The 23247-nt window shown below is 55.0% G+C and carries 18 protein-coding genes; 8 read left to right on the forward strand and 10 right to left on the reverse strand.

Going from position 1 to position 23247, the window contains the following annotated elements:
- The first annotated feature begins 110 nt into the window (after nt 1-110).
- On the forward strand, nt 111-737 hold the full coding sequence (locus tag F1593_RS22395) for a patatin-like phospholipase family protein (RefSeq protein ID WP_149403792.1): 627 nt from the start codon (nt 111-113) through the stop codon (nt 735-737).
- A gap of 452 nt (nt 738-1189) precedes the next feature.
- Here F1593_RS22395 and F1593_RS22400 read toward each other — a convergent pair whose 3' ends face one another.
- The 5 genes from F1593_RS22400 to F1593_RS22420 form a co-directional block, all read right to left on the reverse strand.
- On the reverse strand, nt 1190-1825 hold the full coding sequence (locus F1593_RS22400; RefSeq protein ID WP_149403793.1) for an NAD(P)-dependent oxidoreductase: 636 nt from the start codon (nt 1823-1825) through the stop codon (nt 1190-1192).
- Nucleotides 1826-1938: 113 nt separating this feature from the next.
- Nucleotides 1939-2889, reverse strand: coding sequence for an LLM class flavin-dependent oxidoreductase (locus F1593_RS22405; RefSeq protein WP_149403794.1), 951 nt, complete (start codon nt 2887-2889; stop codon nt 1939-1941).
- A gap of 161 nt (nt 2890-3050) precedes the next feature.
- Nucleotides 3051-3935: an NmrA family NAD(P)-binding protein gene (locus F1593_RS22410; protein WP_235932669.1), complete on the reverse strand. Its 885-nt coding sequence runs from the start codon at nt 3933-3935 to the stop codon at nt 3051-3053.
- Between the two features lie 183 nt (nt 3936-4118).
- Nucleotides 4119-4541, reverse strand: coding sequence for a MarR family winged helix-turn-helix transcriptional regulator (locus tag F1593_RS22415; protein WP_172632351.1), 423 nt, complete (start codon nt 4539-4541; stop codon nt 4119-4121).
- An 85-nt stretch (nt 4542-4626) separates the two neighbouring features.
- Nucleotides 4627-5214, reverse strand: a complete 588-nt coding sequence (locus F1593_RS22420) for a TetR/AcrR family transcriptional regulator (RefSeq protein ID WP_149403796.1) — start codon at nt 5212-5214, stop codon at nt 4627-4629.
- Between the two features lie 207 nt (nt 5215-5421).
- Between F1593_RS22420 and F1593_RS22425 the strand changes: the two genes are divergently transcribed.
- The 4 genes from F1593_RS22425 (at nt 5422) to F1593_RS22440 (ending at nt 9181) form a co-directional block, all read left to right on the forward strand.
- A complete protein-coding gene (locus F1593_RS22425; protein WP_149403797.1) occupies nt 5422-6189 on the forward strand; it encodes an SDR family NAD(P)-dependent oxidoreductase in 768 nt (255 codons plus the stop codon).
- Between the two features lie 129 nt (nt 6190-6318).
- Nucleotides 6319-7500, forward strand: a complete 1182-nt coding sequence (locus tag F1593_RS22430) for an acyl-CoA dehydrogenase family protein (protein ID WP_149403814.1) — start codon at nt 6319-6321, stop codon at nt 7498-7500.
- Between the two features lie 166 nt (nt 7501-7666).
- Nucleotides 7667-8236: a flavin reductase family protein gene (locus F1593_RS22435; RefSeq protein WP_149403798.1), complete on the forward strand. Its 570-nt coding sequence runs from the start codon at nt 7667-7669 to the stop codon at nt 8234-8236.
- Between the two features lie 72 nt (nt 8237-8308).
- Entirely contained in the window at nt 8309-9181 is an 873-nt protein-coding gene (locus tag F1593_RS22440) for an alpha/beta fold hydrolase (RefSeq protein WP_149403799.1), read from the forward strand.
- Between the two features lie 185 nt (nt 9182-9366).
- On the opposite strand, the gene F1593_RS22445 is transcribed toward F1593_RS22440, so the two are convergent.
- A complete protein-coding gene (locus F1593_RS22445) occupies nt 9367-10125 on the reverse strand; it encodes a response regulator (RefSeq protein WP_149403800.1) in 759 nt (252 codons plus the stop codon).
- A 5-nt stretch (nt 10126-10130) separates the two neighbouring features.
- On the reverse strand, nt 10131-12929 hold the full coding sequence (locus F1593_RS22450) for an ATP-binding protein (RefSeq protein ID WP_172632352.1): 2799 nt from the start codon (nt 12927-12929) through the stop codon (nt 10131-10133).
- Between the two features lie 313 nt (nt 12930-13242).
- On the opposite strand from F1593_RS22450, the gene F1593_RS22455 reads away from it, so the two are divergent.
- A complete protein-coding gene (locus tag F1593_RS22455) occupies nt 13243-14604 on the forward strand; it encodes an IS4 family transposase (protein WP_149403802.1) in 1362 nt (453 codons plus the stop codon).
- 156 nt (nt 14605-14760) lie between these two features.
- Nucleotides 14761-16125 carry a UDP-N-acetylmuramoyl-L-alanine--D-glutamate ligase gene (gene murD, locus F1593_RS22460; RefSeq protein ID WP_149403803.1) on the forward strand — a complete coding sequence of 455 codons (1365 nt, stop codon included), beginning with the start codon at nt 14761-14763 and terminating at the stop codon, nt 16123-16125.
- Nucleotides 16126-16199: 74 nt separating this feature from the next.
- Here the strand turns inward: murD and F1593_RS22465 are convergent, their stop codons facing one another.
- Nucleotides 16200-17861 (reverse strand): RICIN domain-containing protein, encoded by a 1662-nt coding sequence (locus tag F1593_RS22465; RefSeq protein WP_149403804.1) that lies wholly within the window; start codon nt 17859-17861, stop codon nt 16200-16202.
- A 1189-nt stretch (nt 17862-19050) separates the two neighbouring features.
- Here F1593_RS22465 and pckA point away from each other — a divergent pair.
- The gene (gene pckA, locus F1593_RS22470) at nt 19051-20634 is read left to right on the forward strand and encodes a phosphoenolpyruvate carboxykinase (ATP) (protein WP_149403805.1); all 1584 of its coding nucleotides are present in this window, start codon (nt 19051-19053) and stop codon (nt 20632-20634) included.
- 227 nt (nt 20635-20861) lie between these two features.
- Here the strand turns inward: pckA and F1593_RS22475 are convergent, their stop codons facing one another.
- Both F1593_RS22475 and F1593_RS22480 read right to left on the reverse strand, forming a co-directional pair.
- The gene (locus F1593_RS22475) at nt 20862-21272 is read right to left on the reverse strand and encodes a nitroreductase family deazaflavin-dependent oxidoreductase (protein ID WP_149403806.1); all 411 of its coding nucleotides are present in this window, start codon (nt 21270-21272) and stop codon (nt 20862-20864) included.
- A 285-nt stretch (nt 21273-21557) separates the two neighbouring features.
- Nucleotides 21558-23216 carry a hypothetical protein gene (locus F1593_RS22480; protein WP_149403807.1) on the reverse strand — a complete coding sequence of 553 codons (1659 nt, stop codon included), beginning with the start codon at nt 23214-23216 and terminating at the stop codon, nt 21558-21560.
- Nucleotides 23217-23247: the final 31 nt, after the last annotated feature.

A 23247-nucleotide genomic window follows, 5' to 3' on the forward strand; every position in this document is an offset into this window, starting at 1 on the left:
TGCACCCGTGAGTGCATGAAACGCTTCTGGACATCGGACCGCTACTCTCCAGGAGCAATCCTGCTGAGCAAGTCGGATGGTGGAAAGAAGAATCCCCCGGATTTATCCGGGTGGAGTGTCAAACACGTATCCAAAAGGAAGGAGGCAGCGGTACGGAGATCCTGCGACGGATGGGCGCTCTCGCGCTCTCCACTCCTACGGTGGCAGAGGCGAAGCGCCGAGAAGTGATTGTCTCACGGCTCCCGGTGCATCGCTGGCCTCAGGCGCGACTGGAGATCGTGACGGTTGATGCATTCAGCGGCGAGCGGATCGTTTTCAATCGTGCGTCTGGTGTGGACCTGGTTGATGCCGTGGGGGCAAGTAGCGCATTGCCTGGTGTCTGGCCACCAGTGACTATCGAGAAACATCGCTATATCGATGGCGGCTGCTACTCGATGGCGAATGCGGACCTGGCCGCTGGCTTCGACAGAGTGCTGGTCCTCCAGCCCGATGTTCCTCCTCTTTTAGTCGTGGAAAGCATGGACGAGCAAATAGAGCGGTTGCGACGGAATGGAACACAGGTCGAGGTGATCACTCCCGATGAGGCGATGAAGGTGGCGCTGGCCTCCGCAGGCGGCAATGCGCTTGATCCTTCTCTGCTGGGAATCGCAGCCAGAGTAGGACGTGAGCAGGCGCGGCGTGAGATTGCACGCGTTGCTGCATTCTGGGGAGCTGGCGGCCAGCATGCTCAATTCTGACACTCTCAACGGGATACCAGTGGCCCCACGCGCATCAATGTCAGGAGTTGCCCTTTCCGCCTCCTGATGGTGACTACACCCGTGCTCTGCCGGTGAACGCTTGATCCCAAATAGCTGCCTTAATCTGACTAATGTTTGTTGCTGTTGACTGCATGGGCAACTGTTTCCGTGTTGGATGGGATGAGCCGATCCAGGAACGGTAAGTCAGGCGACTTATCGTTCCTGATAGCTCCAGGCGCATGCCTGCGCCGTTGTCTAGCGGTCGATCATAGACATGACGGTCGGGTTGTAGCGCGGCCCGGAGATCTTCTCCGGTTCATGAAGCGGTATGGTAGTGTACGCAAAAAAACGCATGCAAGCACGCCAGGATTTCCGCCTCAATGTACTAGTGGTTTCATCCCAGTGTGAAGAGCCAGGTCCACCCGACTCGACACACCTGGGAGGAATGGCTGTTAGTAAGCGACACTGAAGCGCTGGCGAACGAAGCGAGGCTGCTCAAGCTCGTCGAGCAAGGCCACGGCATAATCTTCGGCTGAGATGCGGCACTCCCCTTGTGCATTCATGACCAGTTGATCGATGCCAAGGCGATAGGTGCCGGTGCGCTCGCCTGGCTCAATGAAGACGGGAGGACTGAAATAGGTCCAGTCTAGATCACTGTTCTTGCGATAGATCTCCCACTCTTCCATTTTAGCCATCACCTCAGGTTTCCATTCCTCTGGAATTGGGACGACGTCCAAGGCCCGCACGCCGGGCGCAACATTCATAGTTCCTGCGCCACCAACCACAAGCAGACGCTTCACCCCAGCACGTTTCACCCCCTCTAACAGAGACTGCGCGGCTTCTGCCACAGCGGACAAAGGCTGCTTCTCAGAAGGTTTGATGGCGCTCACCACCACGTCATATCCTGCAACCAGCTGTGTCACGCTCTCTGGATTGAGGGCGTTTCCCTCTTTGAGCGTCAACTGTGGATGGCGGAACTGGATGCGAGCTGGATTACGCACGATAGCCGTCACCTCGTGTCCTCTGCTGAGCGCTTCCTGGGCGACACGCTGTCCAATCATACCGCTGCCAAACAATGCAATTTTCATGTCTTTTGTACTCCTTTTCCTTTTTGGGATTCACTTTTCAATGACGGATTCTGCCGGTTGGATGGCGCGTCATGGTGGTAACCACCTGCTCGCGGCACGTGCCGTCAGAACCTTTAGAGCTGGCCCATCAACCGCGCCAGGCGCACTTGCTCCTGCACAGGATCTGAGACCCCTATAAGGCTGATTGCCAATTCATCAATCTCTGTCGCGAGCAGTTTCTGCAAGTGATCTTTTATCTTGCTCTCGCTGCCAAAGACCATAAGCTTCTCAACAAAGCTATCTGCAACGGTATCGACCTCCCGCTCCGAAAAACCGGCCCCCAGGAACATGGTGCGGTAGTCTCTGGCGGCAAAGCTCAGTGTCTGCCGCCCGGCCTCTAAGGCGATCGCACGATCCTCTGTGAAGGCAACTGACACCTGACCGACGAGCGGTGGTCGCAGTCGGCTGGCCGCTGCTGCTCCCGCGTTCATCGCGGGCAGAGCCGTATTGAGGAGATAGGGGATGGGACAGGCATAGGGGAGGGCGCCGTCGGCGACCTCACCGGCCACCCGGAACGCCTGTGGTCCTAACGCAGAGATAAACACAGGAATGTGTGCGGAAGCGTGCAAAGAAGCATCAGCCGTAAAAAAGTGCCCCTGATGATGCACTTCTCCCTGGTGCAAGACCTGACGCAACACCTGCACATACTCACGTAAATAGGCGAGTTGAGGCGTTACTTCTCTCCCGTAAAGCTGCTTTGCCAGCGCTGGCGAGCCGGTCCCGACGCCTAGCAGCAGTCTATCGGGAGCAATGGCCTGAAAGCTCAGGGCTTGCTGAGCCAGGAAGACAGGATGACGCGCTGGGGCATGGAGAATATACGTTCCAAACTTCAAGCGCGAGGTGTGACCAGCCGCCACGGCCAGCGTGGTGAGCAGATCAGGATTGAACGGGGGGCCAGAGGATATCCAGACGTGATCGACGCCTGCATCCTCGACCTGGACCAGCGTATCAATCATCTGCGGATGAGGATAAAGATGCAGTCCAACGCGTTCGCGCGGGGAGTGCTTCTCTTGTTTCTGTGTCAATGTTGGTCACCTTTCTCTCCAGGAATAATCTGCAATCTAGATGGTCCCAGTATCCATTTGCGAATGAAATGGACGAATTGTTAAGAATTGTAAGAATGAAATGGGAGAGCAAACAATCAACATGAAGCGCGCAACATGCTGTCCATGGTCATGCCGCCGACTCATTCAAATGCCTCCCGATGTGTTCTGATATATGTCTCAAGGTCCATTGGCGGCTGACCCGTAATCTGCTCAATCACTTCATCTGTGCCAGAGAAAATGTTTGCTGCATGGTCTTTGGCAACTTCTACGAGATGCTGCCCAACGAAGGGCTGGCCCGCCATCACCCATTGCTCGTGGAACGCTTCAAGGGATATTCTTTCATACGTGATTTTATGTCCCAAGATCTGCGAGATCTTCTCGAATGCCTCAGCGTAGGTGTACTCTTTGAGACCAAATACTCGATAGATTTTCCCAGTATGCGCTGATGGATTTTCTAAAATGGTTGCGATGAGACGTGCTTGATCCTCCGCCACGATGGGGGCATGCTTGCTTTCGCCAAACGGCAATTGCACCAAACCGTTTTTGACATTTTGCGCCTGGTAGAGAGCCACGAAACTTTCGGCAAAAAACGTCGGGTGCAGATGGGTGACAGCGAGACCAGACCAATCAAACACTCGTTCTGCCATCCAGTGATTGAACGCCGCGTGACTCCTGGCTTCGCGTCTTGCTGAGATTTGCGACATATTCACGATGGCTGGCACATTGGCCTCTTTGGCGGCTTGAGCAAAGGAAGCGGTTGCCTCGATGAGGCCGGGAGCAATGGGATACACGAAGTAGGCTCCCCCAACACCTTCAAGGGCAGGCCGAATCGTAGTGAAATCGAGCAAATCTCCCACGACGATCTCGACGCCTTGTTGTTCTAGTTGGGCACTACGTTCATCATACTGATGAACGAATGCCCTTACATGATGGCCTCGCTCAAGAAGCAATTCGGCGGTTTTTCTGCCGGTTGCTCCTACTGTTCCTGTTGCTCCTGTAATCAAAAACTGTTTTGAACTCATCATCTTCCTCCATTATGAACCCGACTCTACAGGCCATGACCAGCAGAGAGGCATACAAAACAGAACGAAGATGGAAAAGGCCACGCAACCAGGCTCCAATCTATCGACACACGAGAACTCGCCAGACTTCATGGCTGAACTCCTTCTTGCCCAATGCGGGTATATACCCGCATCACGCCAAAAAAATTAGATGCTCATCTCTTCCAATTGAGAAAGCAGCGCCTTCAGCATGGTCAGCTGATCCGATCCGAGTGTATCTGCAACTGCGGTCTGTGCCTTTTGCCACAAGGGATTGGCGAGAGAAACAGTTTCACGTCCCTTCTTGGTGACGTATACAGTATGCTCTCGTCGGTCGCTTCCTCTGCTCAGAGAGACCAACCCGTCGCGCACAAGAATATGCACATTCCTTCCAATGGTCGAACGATCACTTCCCAGCTTTTGGGCCAGGTCGGTAATGCTTTGCTCGGCTTCATCCTCAAGAATGCTTTCCAGAAGCACATATTGAGTCACCTTGAGACCACTGGGCGCAAGGACTCGATCATAGACCTCGGTGAGCGTTTGCGCTGCGTAGCGCAGAGTTGTGCAGTGACAGGGAAACGTCCTTTTCATGATGTAAGTATATACCCGCATTTGACAGATGTCAAGAGAGAAAATGAGAAGAGTCCTCGCGTATCGAGAACGCATGGCGTTTATCTCAAGACCTTGTCTGGGCACGCTCAAGTTGTAGATCAATCAAATGAGCAGCGATCGTTTTGAGTTGATGCGCTGGGGAAGCTTCGCCGAAGAGTGAGGCGGAAGCAAGCGCTCCGTTGACAACCAGCAGGAGTTGATCAGCCAGCTGTTCGGGATCGCGCGCACCCGCCTGTCGGCTGAGCTGAGCCAGGCGATCTCGTAAGGCTCGTTCGTGCTGGACTGCATGTTGATATGCCGGATGCTCCGTCTCAGCAATTTCCGTCATCGCGTTCAAGAAAGGGCATCCACGAAACCCTGGCTCCTTGATGCGCTGATCGCAAGCCTCGAACCATGTCAACAAATGTTCCTTTGGCGAACGATCAGATGCGATGATTTCTTCAAACCACTGCTGATGAGCTCGGTCCTCTTCTGCAATATAGGCGGCAATCAAATCATCTTTGGTGGGGAAATGCCGGTAGAGGGTGGCCTTTCCCACACCAGATCGCTCGACGATGGTATCGACTCCAATGGCACGAATCCCTTCTCGATAAAACAACTCGCTCGCCGTCTCCAGAAGACGTTGGCGCGCCGATGAGTGTTTTGTTGTCATTTCTTCCCACCTTTCGTTCTTGAACAGAACAGTTCTGTGTCTCAGTATAGCACGAAGATCCGTCTTCTGCAAGAGAGGGAAATTGCCAGGCGTAAGTTTCAACGATGTTCCAGATCTCTTGACAAAGAACAGAACTGTTCTGTATACTCTCAAAGAGAAGAATAGAACAGAACTGTTCTGTATAATACGGAGAAGAAAGAAGGGTGTATGGACCAAAAGATCAACACACAAAGCTTATACGGCAAGAATGTCGTCGTCGTAGGAGGTAGTAAAGGTGTGGGACGCGCTATTGTTGCCGCAACCCACGCACAAGGCGCGCAGGTGCTTGCCGTCGCGCGGCAGGAAGAGCCGCTCAAAAAGCTCGCTGATGCATTTCCAGGCGTTCGCTTACTCGCGCTTGATGCCAGCGACGAACGCGCTCCTGCAACGGTGTTTGCCACACTTTTGCCCGATATCCTGGTTATCAGTGCGGGCGCTATCCCATATGCGGCACCACTTGTAGAGCAAACCTTCGAGCAGTTCTCGCGCAACTGGAATAGCGAGGTCAAGATGTCGTTGCTCTTCGCTCAGGCCGCGCTGACCACCCCGCTTTCCTCTGGGGCGACCATTATCCTGATTTCCAGTGGTGCAGCCATTGGTGGTTCACCGCTTTCCGGTGGCTACGCTGGCTCAAAGCGAACACAGATGTTTATCGCCCATTACGCCCAGCAAGAAGCTGAGCGCTTGCAGCTCGATATGCGCTTCCTTGCGCTTGCACCAGGGGGCATGATGCCAGAAACAGAACTGGGAAAAGCTGCGGTCGAGGCGTACGCTTCCTCTGTCGGTCTTTCAGCTACTGATTTCATCAAAAGGAGGGGATCGTCGCAAACACCGGAAGATGTTGCAAATGCGGTCGTCGAGTTGGCAAGTCATCCCAGGAATCGAGAGGGAAACGTCTTCATGATTTCCAAGAAAGGCATTGAAGCGTTGCCATAGGTCTGCTGAGAGAAGAGAAGCAAAGGACCTGATCTTGATCTGGGGACAGCTAAAGCCTTCTCGATGACCATTGAGAAAAGTGCACACCTGTTGACACAACGAATTATGACTCGTTTCAAGGAGAATATGATGACAACTACTTCCATTTCCACCCAAACAGAACTGGTGCGCCGTGCATCAGAAATTGTACCCACACTTCAGAAGCATGCGTCCTGGAATGAACAACATCGGCGTCTTCATGACGAAGTGCTCCAGGCGCTGGAGCAGGCTGGTGTCTTCAGGTTGCGCCTGCCCAAACGTTATGGTGGCTACGAGGCCGACATGCGCACCCTGGTCGAGGTGCTGGCCGAACTTGGACAGGGGGACGGCTCAACCGCATGGGTCGCCTGGGTACTGGCCTCCAACACGTGGTTGCTGGGCCTGTTTCCCGACACTGTGCAGGACGAGGTCTTTGCCAATCCCAATGTCCGGGTAAGTGGGACCCTGGCTCCGACTGGCAAGGTGGAACGTCGTGATGGCGGTTTCATCTTGAGCGGACAGTGGCACTTCCACTCAGGTTCATTGCACAGTCAGTGGAGCTTGATGGCGGCGATGTCTACAACCCCAGAAGGGGGACTAGCGCCGGTCGCCGTTCTTACTCCCACGAAGGAGCTTGAGGTGATTGATGACTGGGATACCGCAGGTCTGAGTGGGACGGGCAGCGTCAGCAGCAGAGCGAAGGAGATTTTCGTTCCGGCAGAACACGTTATCTCGGTGATTTCCTTGCTCCAGGGGCAGTCTGCCTCGACACAGAATAGTGATGTGCCGATCTACCGAACGCCCATGGTTCCGACCATCGCCGCTGCTGCCAGCGGGGCTCCACTGGGTTTGGCCAAGGCCGCTCTAACCAACTTTTTCCAGCGGCTTCCGGGGCGAGGCATCGCCTACACGACGTATCCCAAACAGGCTGAGGCCCCAATCACCCACCTGCAGGTGGCCGAGGCGACCATGAAGATCGACGAGGCCGAGTTTCATGCACTCCGTGCAGCAAGCCTGGTGGATACCAAGTCGGTGAACGGCGAGGAATGGACGCTCGAAGAGCGCGCCCGTGTGCGAATGGACGCTGGGATGGTGGCCCGGCTGGCGAAGGAGGCCATCGACATCCTCAACACGGCCAGTGGGGGATCGTCGATCTACAAGAGTGTACCCATGCAACAGATCGAACGAGATATCCAGGCCGCGAACCTGCAAGGGATGATCCATCCGAACACCAATCTCGAACTCTATGGGCGTATTCGCTGCGGCCTCGAACCCAACACGGTCAACATCTAGCGTTCACATGGGCCTCAGGTCCTTGCACCGTTCGTACTCTGAAACAGGAGCATGGCCGAGAAAGCTCACCCACAGTCGATATGGATATCCTGTACCGACTATGGGTGGGCTAGCAGAAGGCGTGGATGCCTGCTTCAAGCTTTGTCCCACGCATGCAGGAGGAAACATGGAACCCATAACTTCCAAAACCGAGCAGCACCATCATCACCTGGTGGACCGAGAACGCTTTCGGAGCGTGATGAGTCACTTCGCCAGCGGCGTCACGATCATTAGCACGCGCCACGAGGGAATTGATTACGGACTCACAGCCAGTGCCGTTAGTTCGCTGTCACTTGACCCACCGATGCTGCTCATCTGTGTTAACAAAACCTCGAATACACGAAATGCCATCGAAGCGTCTGGTGTCTTTGCTGTGAACATCTTACAGGAGAGTCAAAGCGAAGTGGCCCGGAAATTCGCCACGTCTCGCGCCGACAAGTTCACTGGCCTGAGCGTCTCGTATGGAGATTTGGGCGTGCCTCTGCTGGACAACATGTTGGCTACGATCGAGTGTCGCGTCGTAGAGAGCGTTTCGGGTGGGACGCACACAGTGTTCCTTGCCGAAGTCGAAGCCGCCCAGGCAACAGAAGGGATGCCGCTGACCTATTTCCGGGGAAGGATGGGTCACTTTACACCCATACATGGTGAAAAAGGAGCATCTCTCTGGAGAAACATGCAATGGGAGGATGTCGCATGACTAAAACGTCAACGTGTTCGACGACGGATCAATAACAAACCACCCACACATGTATTGGAGGAGTTTTCTCTCATGAATGCATCGCAGCCCTACAGTGAACATCTGGTCTCACATCAGGCGTCCAACATCTCCGTCCGCCATTATGCGGGAACGGGTCCCGCATTCGTCTTGATGCACGGCTTCCCTGACAATTTGCACATCTACGATCGCCTCATTCCAGCCCTGCATGGGCGAGAGATCATCACCTTTGACTTTCTCGGCTGGGGAGCATCTGACAAGCCAGTGGATCACGCCTATACCTCGAAGCAGCAAGAGGAGGAACTGCACGCGGTGCTCGCAGCCTTGCAGGTTGACCAGGTGGTCCCGGTCGCTCATGACGCGTCTGGCCCTGTGGCGATCAACTGGGCTCTGGACCACTCGGAACGCGTGTCTGCGCTTGTTTTACTCAATACGTACTATGGATACACTCCCACGTTGCGCTTTCCAGAATGGATCAGCCTCTTCGCTGATCCAGCCTATGCTGCTCTGGCCGGCGCTATCACGGAGGATCTCATGGTGGCGGAGTGGCTTTTCAGGTGGCAGGGGCGTCAGTTCAATCAAGGTTCCGCAGGGGTGCCAGAGGGATTCTTGCAGATGATCTGGCCGCAATTTGCCGGAACGCCAGGTACTTTCCCAGCGGTGCTCAGTCTGACGAGTGATCTGCATGCAACCTTGCGGGCCAATATGCAACGCATGCCTGATCTCAAGAGGTTTAATCGCCCCGTGCGGATCATCTTCGGGGCAGAGGACCCCTATCTGAACACTGGCGTTGCCCGCTCTTTGCACGAGGCCTTTCCGACTTCAGACCTCTCGCTCCTGCCGAAGAAGGGGCATTGGCCCCAACTGGATGGTGCCTCTGAGGTGGCGCAGCTCCTGCTCTCTCTACCAGAAGCGACGCCTGCGTAAGATCTCACCCTCCAAGGAGATGGCCACCAGCATGTGAGAGTGTTCAACAGCAGGCATGCTGTCTCCTTGCCACATCCCGTGTTCTCGCCAAACAGCGACCGGACTTCCCGTGAAGGATAATTGCATAGACAACATGAACATGGTCCTCTTGATGAATCTCATATTCGGGCTTTATTTATTTGTTTTTAGGGGAGGGTTTTGTCGCTGTCGGAGGGGGGGACGTAGTAGCCGACTCCGAGTTCGTTGCGCAGGAAGCGGGGTTGAGCGGGATCTGGTTCGAGTTTGCGGCGCAGATGGCGCATGAAGGTGCGTAAGTAGGTGTTTTCACCACTATAGTCGGGTCCCCAGACACGTTGCAGGAGTTCGCGGTGTGTGAGGACTTTGCCAGCGTTACGGGTAAGCTCGCTGAGCAGGTCGTATTCGGTGGGAGTGAGGTGGACTTCGTTGCCACCGGCGGTGACCTGGCGATGGGCGAAGTCGACGGTCAGTCCTTGCGCGCCCCCACAGCGATAGAAGGGGTGCAGGCGTTCATGGCCGCTGACGCTGTTGCGCAGGTGTTCGATCTCTTCGGCACGTCGCAATGCGACACGGAGCCGTGCCAGGAGCTCGTTGATGCTAAATGGTTTGGTGAGATAATCGTCGGCACCGAGGTCGAGGGCTTTGATCTTTATTGGTTCTTCATCATGTGCGGACAGCACGATTACGGGCGCGGGACTCCATTCACGGAAGTGTTTGAGGAAGGTGAGGCCGTCGAGCGTGGGGAGTGAGAGGTCGAGCAGGACGAGGTGCGGCTGGAAGATGGCGGCCAGATCGACGGCCTGCGCGCCATCTCGTACGGCCTGGCTTTGATAGCCACGCGCCTTGAGCTGGGCGAGCAGGAAGGTGCGCATCTGCGCATCGTCTTCAACACAAAGGATGCGTGCTTTTTTCTCAGTGGTAGACATAGCGCTTAATCCCCTTCGATAAGTAATGCGGTTGGCGACGTTACCGGGCGCGCTTGACGCCGCTTCCCACGATAAATGGGAAGGGTAAAGGCGAAGGTCGCTCCCTGACCTGGATTGCTGGTGAGTTCGAGTTGGCTACCATGCGCTTCAATAATACCATGACTGATGTAGAGGCCGAGGCCGGTGGCGGGACTCCAGCGGGTGGCTTTTTGTCTGTGCGCACGCTCGGCAAGTAGATCTTGCTCACTGCTGGGTCGCGTCATGGCGGCAAAGGTCGTGAAGCGCGTAAACAATTGAACCTGCTGCTCTTTGCTGATGCCGGGACCATGATCGGTGACGCTGATACGAACGCTGTGCGGTCGCTGTTTGGGATGATCGCTGATCAGGCTGGCAGTGAGCTGGACCGCATCTCCATCGGGCGCGTAGCGGAAGGCGTTGCTGAGCAGGTTGGTGAGTACGCTGAGCAGATGCTCGTAATCCCCCCGCACGGCTGGTAAGGATTCTGGGATGTTGATCTGGAGGGTGCATTGCGCGGAGGTCATTAAGGCCTCCAGGCGTTCTTGTACCTCTTCAAAGAGTTCTGGTAGCAGGATTGGTTCCAATTCCAGGCGCAATGCACCGGCCTCGACACGGAATGCATCCAGGAAATGATTGATCATGCCAACCAGTCGATCCACCTGTTCATCGGCAGTCTGTAGATAGTCGAACTGCTCCTCGCGGCTGAGCTCGATATCCCGCGCCAGCAGAGCGCTGAGGTGGGCGCGAATATTTGCCAGCGGCGTCTTGAGCTCATGAGCCATGGTGGTAAAGAAGTCCTCGCGCACACGCTCAAGCTGTTTGAGCCGGGTGATCTCTTGATAGACCAGGATGGCGCTCTCGATACTGCCATCGGGGGCGCGTAGCGGCGCGGCATTGGCGAGGATATAAAGGACCTGCCCATCGTTGAGGCGGATTTGTAGTTCGGCCTCGCTACTCACTCCTAGCTTTAGCGCGGCGTAGAGGGGATGTTCCTCATACGACAGGAGCGAGCCGGTGAGACTATGGTGGTCGATGGAGCGCAATATCAGCTCTAGATCCTGATCGGTGGCGCAACTGACCGCCTCCGGGCGATCATCGTCGGGTATAAAGTCTGCTCCCATTCTTTGCAGCAGATCAATCGCCTGCTGATTAATCACCGTAATCCGGTTGTCCTGCGCCTCGACCAGGATCACGCCGCTGGGCAGGCGTTCGAGCAGCAGGGCCATGCGGGCGCTGGTCGTGGATTGCGCGATCTGGGCCGCTTGCAGAGCTTGATTGCGCTGTTTCAGTTCGGCTGTGCGCGCCACGACCTCGGCCTCGATGCGCTTGTGGGCCGCAACCTGTTTGGTAATATCGTGATAGATCACAATGAAGGCAAAGATGTCGCCCACTTCATCTCGAATCGGGGTATAGGTCACCTGGATACTGTAGGCGCGGCCAGCCATACTGATCACCTTGAAGCTGTCACTACTGCCAGAGAGGGCGCGTTGCTCAATCTCAGCCGTAGGATTCTCCTGCATGAGCAAGTTATCCTGGATGATGGCCGGACTGTGCCGCAAGGCTTCAATATAGTCCTGTCCCCGGATCGTCTCATCCCAACCCATCAGGTTACAGGCCGCTGGATTGATATCCGCCACACGCCAGCGCGGATCGACAATCACCACACCATCGGGCATGGCCTGCATAATATTATCTTTTTGACGCGCCATGCGGCTGGCCGTGCGGGCCAGGCGATCAATACGCCGGAAGAGGCGCGCATTCTGAATCGCCAATCCCGCCTGCTGCGCGAACTGTTCGAGGAGCGCAACCTCTTCCGCCGGAAAACCACGGGCGCGCAGATGATAGACCTCGATAGTACCAAAGACCGTCTTCTGATCTCCATCCAGGCCCAGACCCGCATCCAACGCCACATTGAGGGATTGATTGGGTTGTGGCTCAAAAATGGGGACACAGAGCACCGAGCCGGGCCGGTGCGGCTCTCCCTGATGTTCCAGGTAGGGGAAGACGAGCTGCGGCGTCGTACTGGTATCGGTGATGATCTGGCTACGATGCTCGCGTGCCACCGTGCCCAGCAGGATACTCTCATCCACGGCGGCATGCCAGTCGCGAGAGATCTGATGAATGCCCAGTTGGGCCACCAGACGCTCCACCTGTGGGGTACCCGCCGTCTCGTCGCTACTACTCTCCTCTAAATCCGCCAGATGCGTCTCCACGGCGGGCAGAGAATGGTCCAGCAGGAAGATCGCGCAGCGTTTGGAGCCAAACATCTGTCGCAACACATGCAGGATGCGTTCCAGTACCAGCGGCAGCGAGGAAGGTCCGGCCAGTGCCGAGGAAATGGCATGAATAGCCTGTAGTTGGAGGCGTGCCCGCACCGCGTTCGTGTTATCTTCAAGCGTGATCATCAACATTTCAGTCGTCTCAGGCGTTTCCGTGAGATTGGAGATGATCGAGGATGCAGGAGTATGCAATTCCAGCGTAATATGCCAGTAGGTGCGTCCACGTTCCTCCAGAAAGCCCTCAAAGGGAACCTCGGCCCACTCCATCCGCTGGCGGGACTCCCTGGCCTGCAGCAGGAGCGGCTGAATGGTTGTATAGAAGGGGGCGGGCAGAATTTGTGCTATGGTCTGTCCAACCATGGGCGCGGACTGCCAGAGCGCTGCACCGGCGGTCGCCAGGTAGGGGTTGACATAGCGAATCGTGAGCGTATCTGCATCTAGCAGTGCAACGCCAGCCGAGAGGGTATTTAGAATATATTCGAGGTGTGTTGTGTATCCAGCATTCATCAGCATCAACTTCTTTTCTACGTATCTATGACTATATAAGAGAGAAACGACAGAAAGTTTGTGGACTCACCAGAACAATGCAAACGTGTTTTCGTTCGTGTACTCAACATTATACCGCGTTTTGAAACGGCTGTCTCTGGGCATTCCGCCCATGGGACAGAGAGTCGGGGAGCGATGTAGGTGCGTGCCGAGGTCCACCCATACGCATTAAGGTAAGAAAGGATGAGATAAAAAAGAGGGGTGACAAAAAAAGCTCCATCTGTCATCATAGAAAAAAAACAGAGTTCGTGATGGCAAAAAGGAGCAACTAAGAATGAGTGTAACACAGACGATGGAGGAGTTTCAATCGATTTTAGAAAACGAGGTTCCCACCCTGGCACGCGAGACAGGAGCCGTCAAAAGAAAGAGGAAAGAGGGACTCGATAGCGTGACCTTGGTGATGACGGTGATCTTTGGCTTCTGGCAAATCCCTGATCTGCGCTTGAGTGGACTCGCTCAAATGATGGGTCGCCGGGCGGTGAAAGTGAGCGCATCGGCCATTTGTCAACGGTTCACCGCCCCAACGGCCGAGCTGTTCCGGCGTGTGTTGCAACGCTTTGCTCAGGTCCGTTTGCAAAGTGACAAGGTGGAGATTGCCTTGTTCCAAACGTTTCGCGCCGTGATCGTCGAAGACAGCAGTACCATTCACTTGCCAGCCTGTTTGGCGGGGATGTGGCAAGGATGTGGCGGAAACGCGGGGAGAGGCGAGGCGGCCCTCAAGATCTTTGTGCGTTGGAATGTGTTAACCGGACAGGTTCTGGGGCCAGAACTGACGAACGCGCGAACGAGTGATCATCGCGGTCCCTTTCACGAAGAAGACCTGGTGCCCGGATGTCTTTATCTCGCGGATCTGGGCTTCTTTGCAATCAAGCGCTTGCAAACCATCGCCCGAGGAAGCAAAGGCAGCTTCACGAAAGCAGAAAAACGCTTCTTTGTGACGCGCTGGCAGCCCAGGACGATCTTGTACACCCGCAGTGGCCATCGCCTTGATTTGAAAGGCCTTCTTCCCCAGCAGGTGGGCCAGGTCCGGGAACTGGGGGTCGTCCTGGGAAAACACGACCCTCTGGCGATTCGTTTGATTGTCGTGAAGGTTCCTGAAGACGTGGCCAACGAGCGTCGAGAACGGATGAAGGAGACCGCTCAGAAACACGGTCGTCAACCAGGCGAAGACGTGCTCTTTTTTGCCGGATGGAGCATTGTGCTGACCAATATCGCCCGCACGACTGCCGATTTCTCGCAGATACTGGTGTTGCTGCGACTGCGCTGGCAAATCGAACGGCTTTTCCGTCTTTGGAAGGAAGATGGCAAAATTGATGAATGGCGCAGCAAGAATCCGTCTCGTCAGCTCAGTGAGTTCTCTGCCAAATTGTGTGCGATGATCATGCAGCAAGCCCTCATGCAAGAAGGGTGCTGGCTGGATCCCTATCGCAGCATTGTCAAAGCCGCAGCCTGCATACGCCATGAAATAAACCGGTTAATGATCGCCTTTTGTGAAGGAGGGGTGCACAAAACGGTGCTGTCCATTTTGTGCTGTTTCCGTTCAGGATGCCAATTGGATCGACGAGCTGCTCATCCAAGCACGGCCCAATTATTGGTCAATGGCTTGGATTGGGAACTCGAATTACTCTTAACTTAATGCTTATGGGTGCCTCGGCACGCACCTACATTTCTCCATCATGATTCTCGTTATTGAAGCGGTATTGCCCATGAAGGGTGGCCGCGATTTGTGTCGGGGGATGCATTCTGCTATGATGGGGGAAATTGAAGATTGTGTGAAGCGAGGTTTTTCTGTATGGATTTGCGTGGAAAACGAGTTCTGGTGATGGGTCTGGGTCTGCAAGGATCTGGGATGGCGTCGGCACGCTATGCGGCTCAGCAAGGGGCTCAGGTGCGGGTGACGGATATGGGATCGCCTGAGGTGCTGGCTCCCAGCGTGCGTTCTCTGGCTGGCTTGCCGATTGAGTTTATTCTAGGTGAGCACCGCGAGGAGGATTTTCTGTGGGCCGAGATCGTGATCCGCAATCCGGGTGTGCCGTGGACCTCACCATACATCCAACTGGCACAGGCGCATGGGGCGCAGATTGAGATGGAGATTGGCCTGTTCTTCCTGGCCTGTCCCGGTCGCATTATTGGGATTACCGGGACGCGCGGCAAGACGACGACGACGAGCCTGATCTATGAGATTCTACGGGCCAGCGGCGCGCCGACACTGATCGGTGGCAATGTGGCGGGCGTGGAAACGTTGTCCCTGCTCCCACACATCACACCTGAGACGCTGGTCGTGCTTGAGCTATCGAGCTGGCAACTGGAGGGATTAGCGCCGCATAAAATCAGTCCCTCGGTCGCAGTGATGACTAATATCTATCCCGACCACCTGAATACCTATAGCGGCATGGAGGCGTACGCGGAGGCCAAGGCCAACATCTTCCGCCATCAAAAAGCCGGGGATATCGCTATCTTCAATTATGATAATCCCTGGACGCGGCGCTTTGGCGCGCAAGCCCCGGCCCAGAGCTACTATACCAGCCTGGAGCGCGGCGGCAGCTTTCCCCGCGCAGAAGCTGAAAGCACGCAACTCACTCCCTTTATCTTTAGCGACACCCCGCTGGCCGGTCGCCATAATCTCGAAAACATCCTGCTCGCCACCACGACCGCCCGCCTGCTCGGTATCCCGGATCAGATTATCGCCGAGACGGTGCGCCGCTTCCATGGCGTCGAGCATCGCCTGGCCGACGTGCGTAAACTGAACGGCGTACGTTATATCAACGACAGTACCAGCACCACACCCATCGCCGGACAGGTCGCCCTCGAAGCCTTTAAAGATCCAATTGTCCTGATCGCAGGAGGAAACACCAAGCATCTGCCCTTAGAGCAATGGCCCGAACGTATCGTCGAGCGCTGCCGAGAGGTAATCCTTTTGTCTGGTAGTGGGACCGACGAACTCCTGCCCGCCATCCAGCGTGCCGCCGAGCGTGCGGGAAGAGAGAATCCTGTGCGCGGCGTCTTCAATGATTATCGTGAGGCATGGGATCGCGCCGTCCAGCTTGCACAGCCAGGGGATATCCTGCTGCTCTCGCCCGGCTTCACCAGCTTCGGCATGTTCCTCAATGAATTTGATCGTGGCGACAAATTCGTCGTCTACGTCCAGGCATTATAGGCTCCATAGCGAAAGCCCGACCGAAATGTCGGGCTTTCTTGCTCGCACTAGTACTCTGTTACCGTTCATTTAGGTTAGACCTGGACGATGCTCCACTGCTGGTTGGCAGCGCCACTGTCGGTCCATTGGATGACGTTCGTACCATCGGCGGTTGAGGCTCCGCTGACGTCGAGAGCTTTGCCGCTATTGACGCTGATCAGCTTATAGTAGCCGCTGCCGACGGAAACGATATTCCATTGCTGGTTGGTGGTGCTGCTGTCGGGCCATTGGTCGATCTGGGCCCCGTTCGCCGTGGATCGGTTGTAGACATCGAGGGCCTGACCGCTGTTGTGATTGAGCAGCTTATAGTTGTTACCGACGGCGATGATGCTCCACTGCTGGTTGGTAGCGCCACTGTCGGTCCATTGAATGACATTGGCACCATTGGCGGTCGAGGCACCTGAGACATCCAGTACTTTGCCACTGTTGCGATTGACCAGTTTGTAATGAGCGTTGGGATCGAAGCTGCCGCCACCTCCTGTGCTGCCGCTGGCCGCGATCGTGAGCATGACGACGCCATGGCCCGCGACGTTGGCAGTATAACTATTGCTGAAGGTGCCGACGTTGCTGTGTGACCAGAGATCGCGTACGCTGGCGCTGCCTGAGAGGCCGACACTGCTCCAGTTGACGGTAATGTTGGATGCCGAGCTATTGCGGTTGAGTAGCACGACGGCAACAGTATTTGTGCTCTGGAGCTTCTTGGACCAGACTTGCAAGCCATTGCTATCGCTGACTTTGGTACCCTGAATGCCCAATGCGTCCTGATCGACGGCGATCACATCGCTATTGGTGAGAATAGATTTGGTGCTGGCCGACATGTTGGTCAGATCGGTTCCGGTGATCAGTGGTGCGGCCGAGATGGCCCAGAGGCTAAAGTGAGTCTGATATTCGGTCGCGCTCATGCCTCCATTGCCGACTTCGAGCATGTCAGGATCGTTCCAGCCACCGGGTCCGGCGTAGGAGGCGTGGGCGGAATTGGAATCGAAGTTGTTGATCATGCTGGACCAGTTATCGCTGATATCTCCGGTGGTGCGCCAGAGATGGGCGATTGAGGCACCCCAGAGCCAGGGACTGCCCTGTCCCCAGCTACAGAGGCTGAAGACAATGGCCCGACCCGTGTTCGCCAGAGCATTATGAATGTTGGTGTACTGCGTCTGGGCATTGAGGCCGGAGGTATTACACCAATCAACCTTGATATAATCGATGCCCCAGGAAGCATACTGATTGGCATCCTGCTGCTCATGTCCGTACATACCGGGATAGCCAGCGCAGGTTTTTGTGCCTGCATCATTATAAATACCCAGCTTCAAGCCCTTGCTATGGACATAATCGGCCACCGCTTTGATGCCATTGGGGAACTTGTTGGGATCAGCGACCAGATTGCCACTGCTATCCCGGCTGGACGTTTCCCAGCAGTCATCAATATTGATGTACTTATAGCCCGCTGCCTGCATGCCGCTACTGACCATGGCGTCGGCCTGCTTGCGGACCAGAGAATCGCTAATTGAACAGCCATATTTGTTCCAGTCATTCCAGCCCATAGGCGGCGTCGAGGCCAATCCATTGTTTATCGTTACTATCGTGCTCGTTGCGCTTGCAGCATGAGCCTGTGAAAGATTGGTTCCCACCGTCAAGACTGCCAGCAGGAGTAGCAGGGGAACAACAGTGATCACTAGCCGTAATCGCTTGGATTGCATTCATAACCTCCTTGTTGATGCATGCGTGTCGTCCGGCGTAAATAATGACCTGCATACAAAAGAGAGAAAAGGTGAGGATCATCCACATCCTTGCAGACGGTCCTCATCATGAGAGTAGCCCGCATCCTTGCGGGCCAGGATACTATTTCTTAGAAATTACTTCAAAGAGAGCAAATGGTTTTTGAGGCCAACGCCGATCATAATTAAGAGAGCCCGCAGCTTTGGCGGGAGCGCGTGTGGAGAAGGTTCCAAATTATTCTTGATGAAATTTCATTGTATACAGATAAAAAATCATCAAATGCTCATTGGGATATATACCATTTTGGCAGTGAAGTTGTCAACATGTTTGATCGAGAAAGAGCATGTGCGAAAGAAGTGATGAAAAAGTGAACAAAAAGTGACTATTTTTTACGAGAATCATGATGGAGAAATGTCGGTGCGTGCCAAGGTCGCAACCGAGGTGCGCTTACCCGTACACGTATCACCATCTCGCTTCAACGCTCTCTCTTGTTCCCTGGCACCGCTGTCGGGGTACGGATGAGCCTACGGGCGAGCATATCATACGATGATGAGGAAAGCGCACCTCGGTTGCGACCTCGGCACGCACCTACTCCAACAAATGAATGGAAAGAGGGAGCATGGGGAACGCCGATGCTTCCGTAGGAGCCACCCTTCACGGGTGAAGGGGAATGGCCATTGCGCCCCAAAGCCGCCCCAGAGCAGGCGAGTGCGAGAGGGTCGTGGCCCTCCACCCGTGAAGGGTGGTTCCTACGGATGGCTCCACGCGCCTTCATTCCTCTTCATGAAGCGGTATTGCCCGTGAAGGATGGGGTTTCTACGGTGGTTTGGTGATAGAAAGGTCCTGTTTGGGGGTATGGTTGAGTTGGCGCTTGAGATCATAGATGGTACAATATGTTCTATGGCAAGCAGGAGTGTTGGTTCACTGATAGTGGCAAGCTCTTACTAACCGCACGAAATGCAATTGTACTGTTTTTTCTGTTATCGGTATCCTTATCGTGTGTGTCAATGTGATGCAGTTTTTCTGGATCGATGGGGCTTGTCGGCTATTTGGATGAGTTGAGTGCCTGCTTCCGGGGAATGCGCTGTTAGAGGCTCCGTGTTGAGCTTCTCCCCAGTGTTGTGAACGGCGTGCTTAGCATTGGGAATATCCCCAGAGGAGAATGGGCTGATGACGATGATGATGAGCCGGAAGGCTTTGGAAGACTATGGGTTGGTCAATCTGGGTACTATCCATTGGAATCTTTCCCCAGGTGTATTGATCGAACATGCGCTGGCACGGCAGGAGGGTAAACTGGCTGCCAATGGTGTCTTGAGCGCGACAACAGGCTCCCATACGGGTCGCTCGCCAAAAGATAAGTTTATTGTGTCCAATGAGGAGTCGACCGAGCGTATCTGGTGGGGTGAGAATAATCATCCAATGACACCTGATACGTTTGAGATTGTGCGGCGCAGCCTCGCGGATTATTTGCAGGGCCGCGATGTCTATGTGCTGGATGCAGCGGCGGGGGCAGATCCTCAGTATCGTATGCCAATCCAGGTGATTACCGAACTGGCATGGCATAATCTCTTTGCCCGGCAGTTGTTCTTGCGTGCCACAGAAAGCGATCAGACAAGTGACCAGCCAGGCTTTACTATCCTGTGTGTTCCGCATTTTCGGACCAATCCCCGCACGCATGGGACGCGCTCGGATGCGGCGATTATTATTGACTTCAAAGAGCGCCTGGTACTGATCGCGGGCACCGAATACGCAGGTGAGATGAAGAAGGCCATCTTCACGGTCCTGAACTTTATCCTGCCAGCGCGTGGTGTGCTGCCGATGCATTGCTCGGCGAATGTCGGTGTGAATGGAGATGTCGCACTCTTCTTTGGCCTCTCCGGGACCGGGAAGACCAGTCTGTCCGCCGATAGCAGTCGACGCTTGATCGGGGATGATGAGCATGGCTGGGGTGAGAATGGAGTCTTTAATTTTGAGGGCGGTTGCTATGCCAAGTGCATCAATCTGTCCGAGAAATATGAGCCTCAGATCTGGAACGCCGTCCGCTTCGGAGCGGTCTATGAAAACGTCGTGCTGGACGAGAAGACACGCCAGCCGGATTACGCAGACGACTCGCTGACAGAAAATACCCGCGCAGCCTATCCCATCGATTATATCGATAATGTGGTCATGGATGGTATGGGCGGTCAACCTGAAGCCGTGATCTTCCTGTCCGCCGACTCCTTTGGTGTCCTGCCGCCGATCTCACGGCTCACCACCGAGCAGGCGATGTATTATTTCCTGTCCGGCTATACCAGCAAGCTGGCGGGTACCGAGGCTGGTGTAACCACGCCTCAGGCCACCTTTAGCTCCTGTTTTGGTGCAGCCTTCCTGCCGCGCCGACCCGGCGAGTATGCCAACCTGTTGCGTGAGCGTATCGAGAAGCATCATGTCCGCTGCTACCTGATCAATACTGGCTGGACCGGCGGGCCATATGGGATTGGAGCACGCATCAATATCAACTACACGCGTGCCATGGTGCGGGCAGCGATCAGCGGAGAGATCGATAAAGCCAACGTCACTATTGATCCCATCTTCGGTCTGCACGTGCCAGCCTTCTGTCCCGACGTTCCCAGCTCCATCCTCGCGCCCCGTGGCACCTGGAGCGATCCCGCAGCCTATGATCAGCAGGCGCAGCAACTCGCCGAACGCTTCAAAAAGAACTTCGCACAGTTCGACCTGGTAGACGACAGTATCCGGCAAGCCGGGCCACACTAATCTCCAACAGGAATACTGCACGAAATATCGTTTATAAGAGAGTGTCAGCCTCCCAGTACCACCGGGATCTTGCTGCTGGCTGGCTGGCGCTTGCGCGCCTACGCCCTTTTTAGTGTGTGGTGCAGGATATGTGCGAAGCACATATCCTGCACCACACACTAAAACCTTTTGAGCACCGCAGGTGCGAAAAAGCATGCACAGAGATCGTGGAGAGATTGGGCTCGCGTCTACTTCTTAGGCCGGTCGAGCGCGATCACAGGGATCTCGCGATCCGTTTTTGTCTTATATTCGGCATAAGGTGGAAATACCTTCTCCGCCTTTGCATATGCCTCTGCGCGCTCCTCGCCCGTCAGAATCCTGGCGACCGTCTCGAACTTCTCGGTGCCAACCTCAACCGTCACATCGGGATTGACCAGCAGGTTCTTATACCAGACCGGATGGGTGGGATAGCCGCCCTTTGAGGCCACGGCTAAGATACGGTCCCCATCGGGCACATACATCAGGGGAGTAACATAGCGTTTACCAGTTTTAGCACCCTTGATCGTCAAAAGGATCAACTGTGCCCATCCTTCTACTTTACCGCCATTGGCGTGGAATTCAGCGATAACTTTATCATTGCGTTCTTGCCATTCGCTCATAGTTCTTTTTTCCTTTTCTCAGTCTCACACTTAAATGTAGACCAATAATTGTGTAGGACAATTATTCCTACCCTTTCAGTCTAGCATGTTGTCGACACCATGTTCAAGCGAAGAGCTTATCCATCCAGAGCTTTCCAGTTCTCATGCGCACGCACCTACAGCCCAATGGGGGAGATGGTGGTACGATAAACGGGAAAGCGCACCTCGGTTGCGACCTCGGCACGCACCTACAGCCCAATGGGGGAGATGGTGGTACGATGAAGACGAGCATTTGTGTCTTCTCATCTATTCAGATTGATAGACGAGATAGCCGCTGGTGGCGAAGCGGTAATGGTATCCTTTGCGCTGTAGGGCGCTGGCGCATTTTGTGTTGCCGTCGAGCAGGTAGGCGGCATTGGGATCGCGCCGGGCTTGCTCGTAATAGGGTGGGTAGCGGTTATGCATTCCTGATTGGAGCGAGCAGCCGCCCGCCAGGACGCCGCAGGTGATGCGTTCAGCGCTTTGAAAGGCCAGCCGATAACAGGTCCAGTAATCCGTATAGACATGCTGGATGCCGTGTTGTGCTAAGGAGGCGATGAGCTTCTCTTCCCAGGCATAGGCGGCCCGCGCCTGCGGTATCTCGCTCAGCGTTTCAATGCTGCCATAGCTCATAATGATGACTGTGCTCAGAAGCGCTATGCCTGCCAGGATCGTGCGTGGCCCTGGGATTGCACAGATGCGTTGCGCGCTTTTCCAGAGGGGCCAGAGCAGCACGGGCGTGGCGATCCAGAGGCAGATCAGATAGCGGGCGTAGACCGAGGCTCCATCCAGCGGGGCGTGACTGCGAATAAATGAATACAGGGTTAACGCGGCCTGGATTGCCATTGCAAGCCCCACAGCCGCACGGATAAACTCGGTGGATAGCCTTCTTTTCAATCTATCCTTGCGCCAGCCCAAAAGGTGCGTGCGGACCTGGATGATCTGCCATCCGATTACGCAGAGGAGCAGGCAAAGATAGACGCATGACCAGCCAACCCTGATGGTGATGCAAGTGGAACTCATCGCCTGCACCGGTTCAAAGCCCAGGAATTTTAAGCCTGCCATGTCATCCGTATGGCAGACGGGATTCCCGGTGATGGCGGGCAGGCTATAGAGCATGGTCCGGCTGACCTGCTGCGCGATACTGCTGATGGAAAAGGCGGGCGCACCCTGCATGTTTATCAGGACCGACCAGGAATCCTGGCCGGGAGCGGCATGCAGATTATGGAGGATCAACGGGAACGCACCGATGAGCATTCCCAGCAGCAGCAGCAGCAGCGCTCCCCGCCTCAAGTCCTGCCAGCAGAAGCAGAGGAGAACCAGACCAGAGCACAGGATGGTTGGTAGCAGCAGCAGATCGCTCCAGAGGCCGATGCCAACAACGATACCCCAACAGGTATAGCCCATCCAACGCCAGAAGGATCGGGGAGGCGCATGGGTAGTTGTGTCAGCAAGCCAGAGGGCGAGCAGAAACGAGAGCATCCCACACAGCAAAATCTCCATATACCCACCCAGCGCGTTGAGCTGGCGTGAAAGGACCACATTCGATCCCAGGCTGAGCAGCAAAAGGATAAAGAGTCCAAAGCGCCTGGTATACAGGCGAGCCGTTAACAAATACAGGCAGAGGAGAAAGAACAGATACAACAGGATTAATCCCAAACGCAGCGAAAAAGCAGAACGACCAGATAAAAAGAAAAGACCTGCTCCAAGATACGCCTCTAACGCTCCCATATAAGCCTGTCCATAGAAAAAGACAGGATGCTCTCCCTTTTGTATATGCAGGGCCATAATGCCCATCGTACCCTCATCCGCGTTGAGCAAGGGCCAGTTGTTTGAGGCCAGCAGGATACGCAGTAATGCCGCGCAGGCAAGCAACAGGCTCGCGCAGATACCGTATCGATATGCCCATACATATGTTTTTATCACATACTTTCCTATCTTCTACTTATTATTGCAA

Origin of the sequence: Dictyobacter arantiisoli, from assembly GCF_008326305.1 — a bacterium.
GTDB classification, from domain to species: Bacteria; Chloroflexota; Ktedonobacteria; order Ktedonobacterales; family Ktedonobacteraceae; genus Dictyobacter; species Dictyobacter arantiisoli.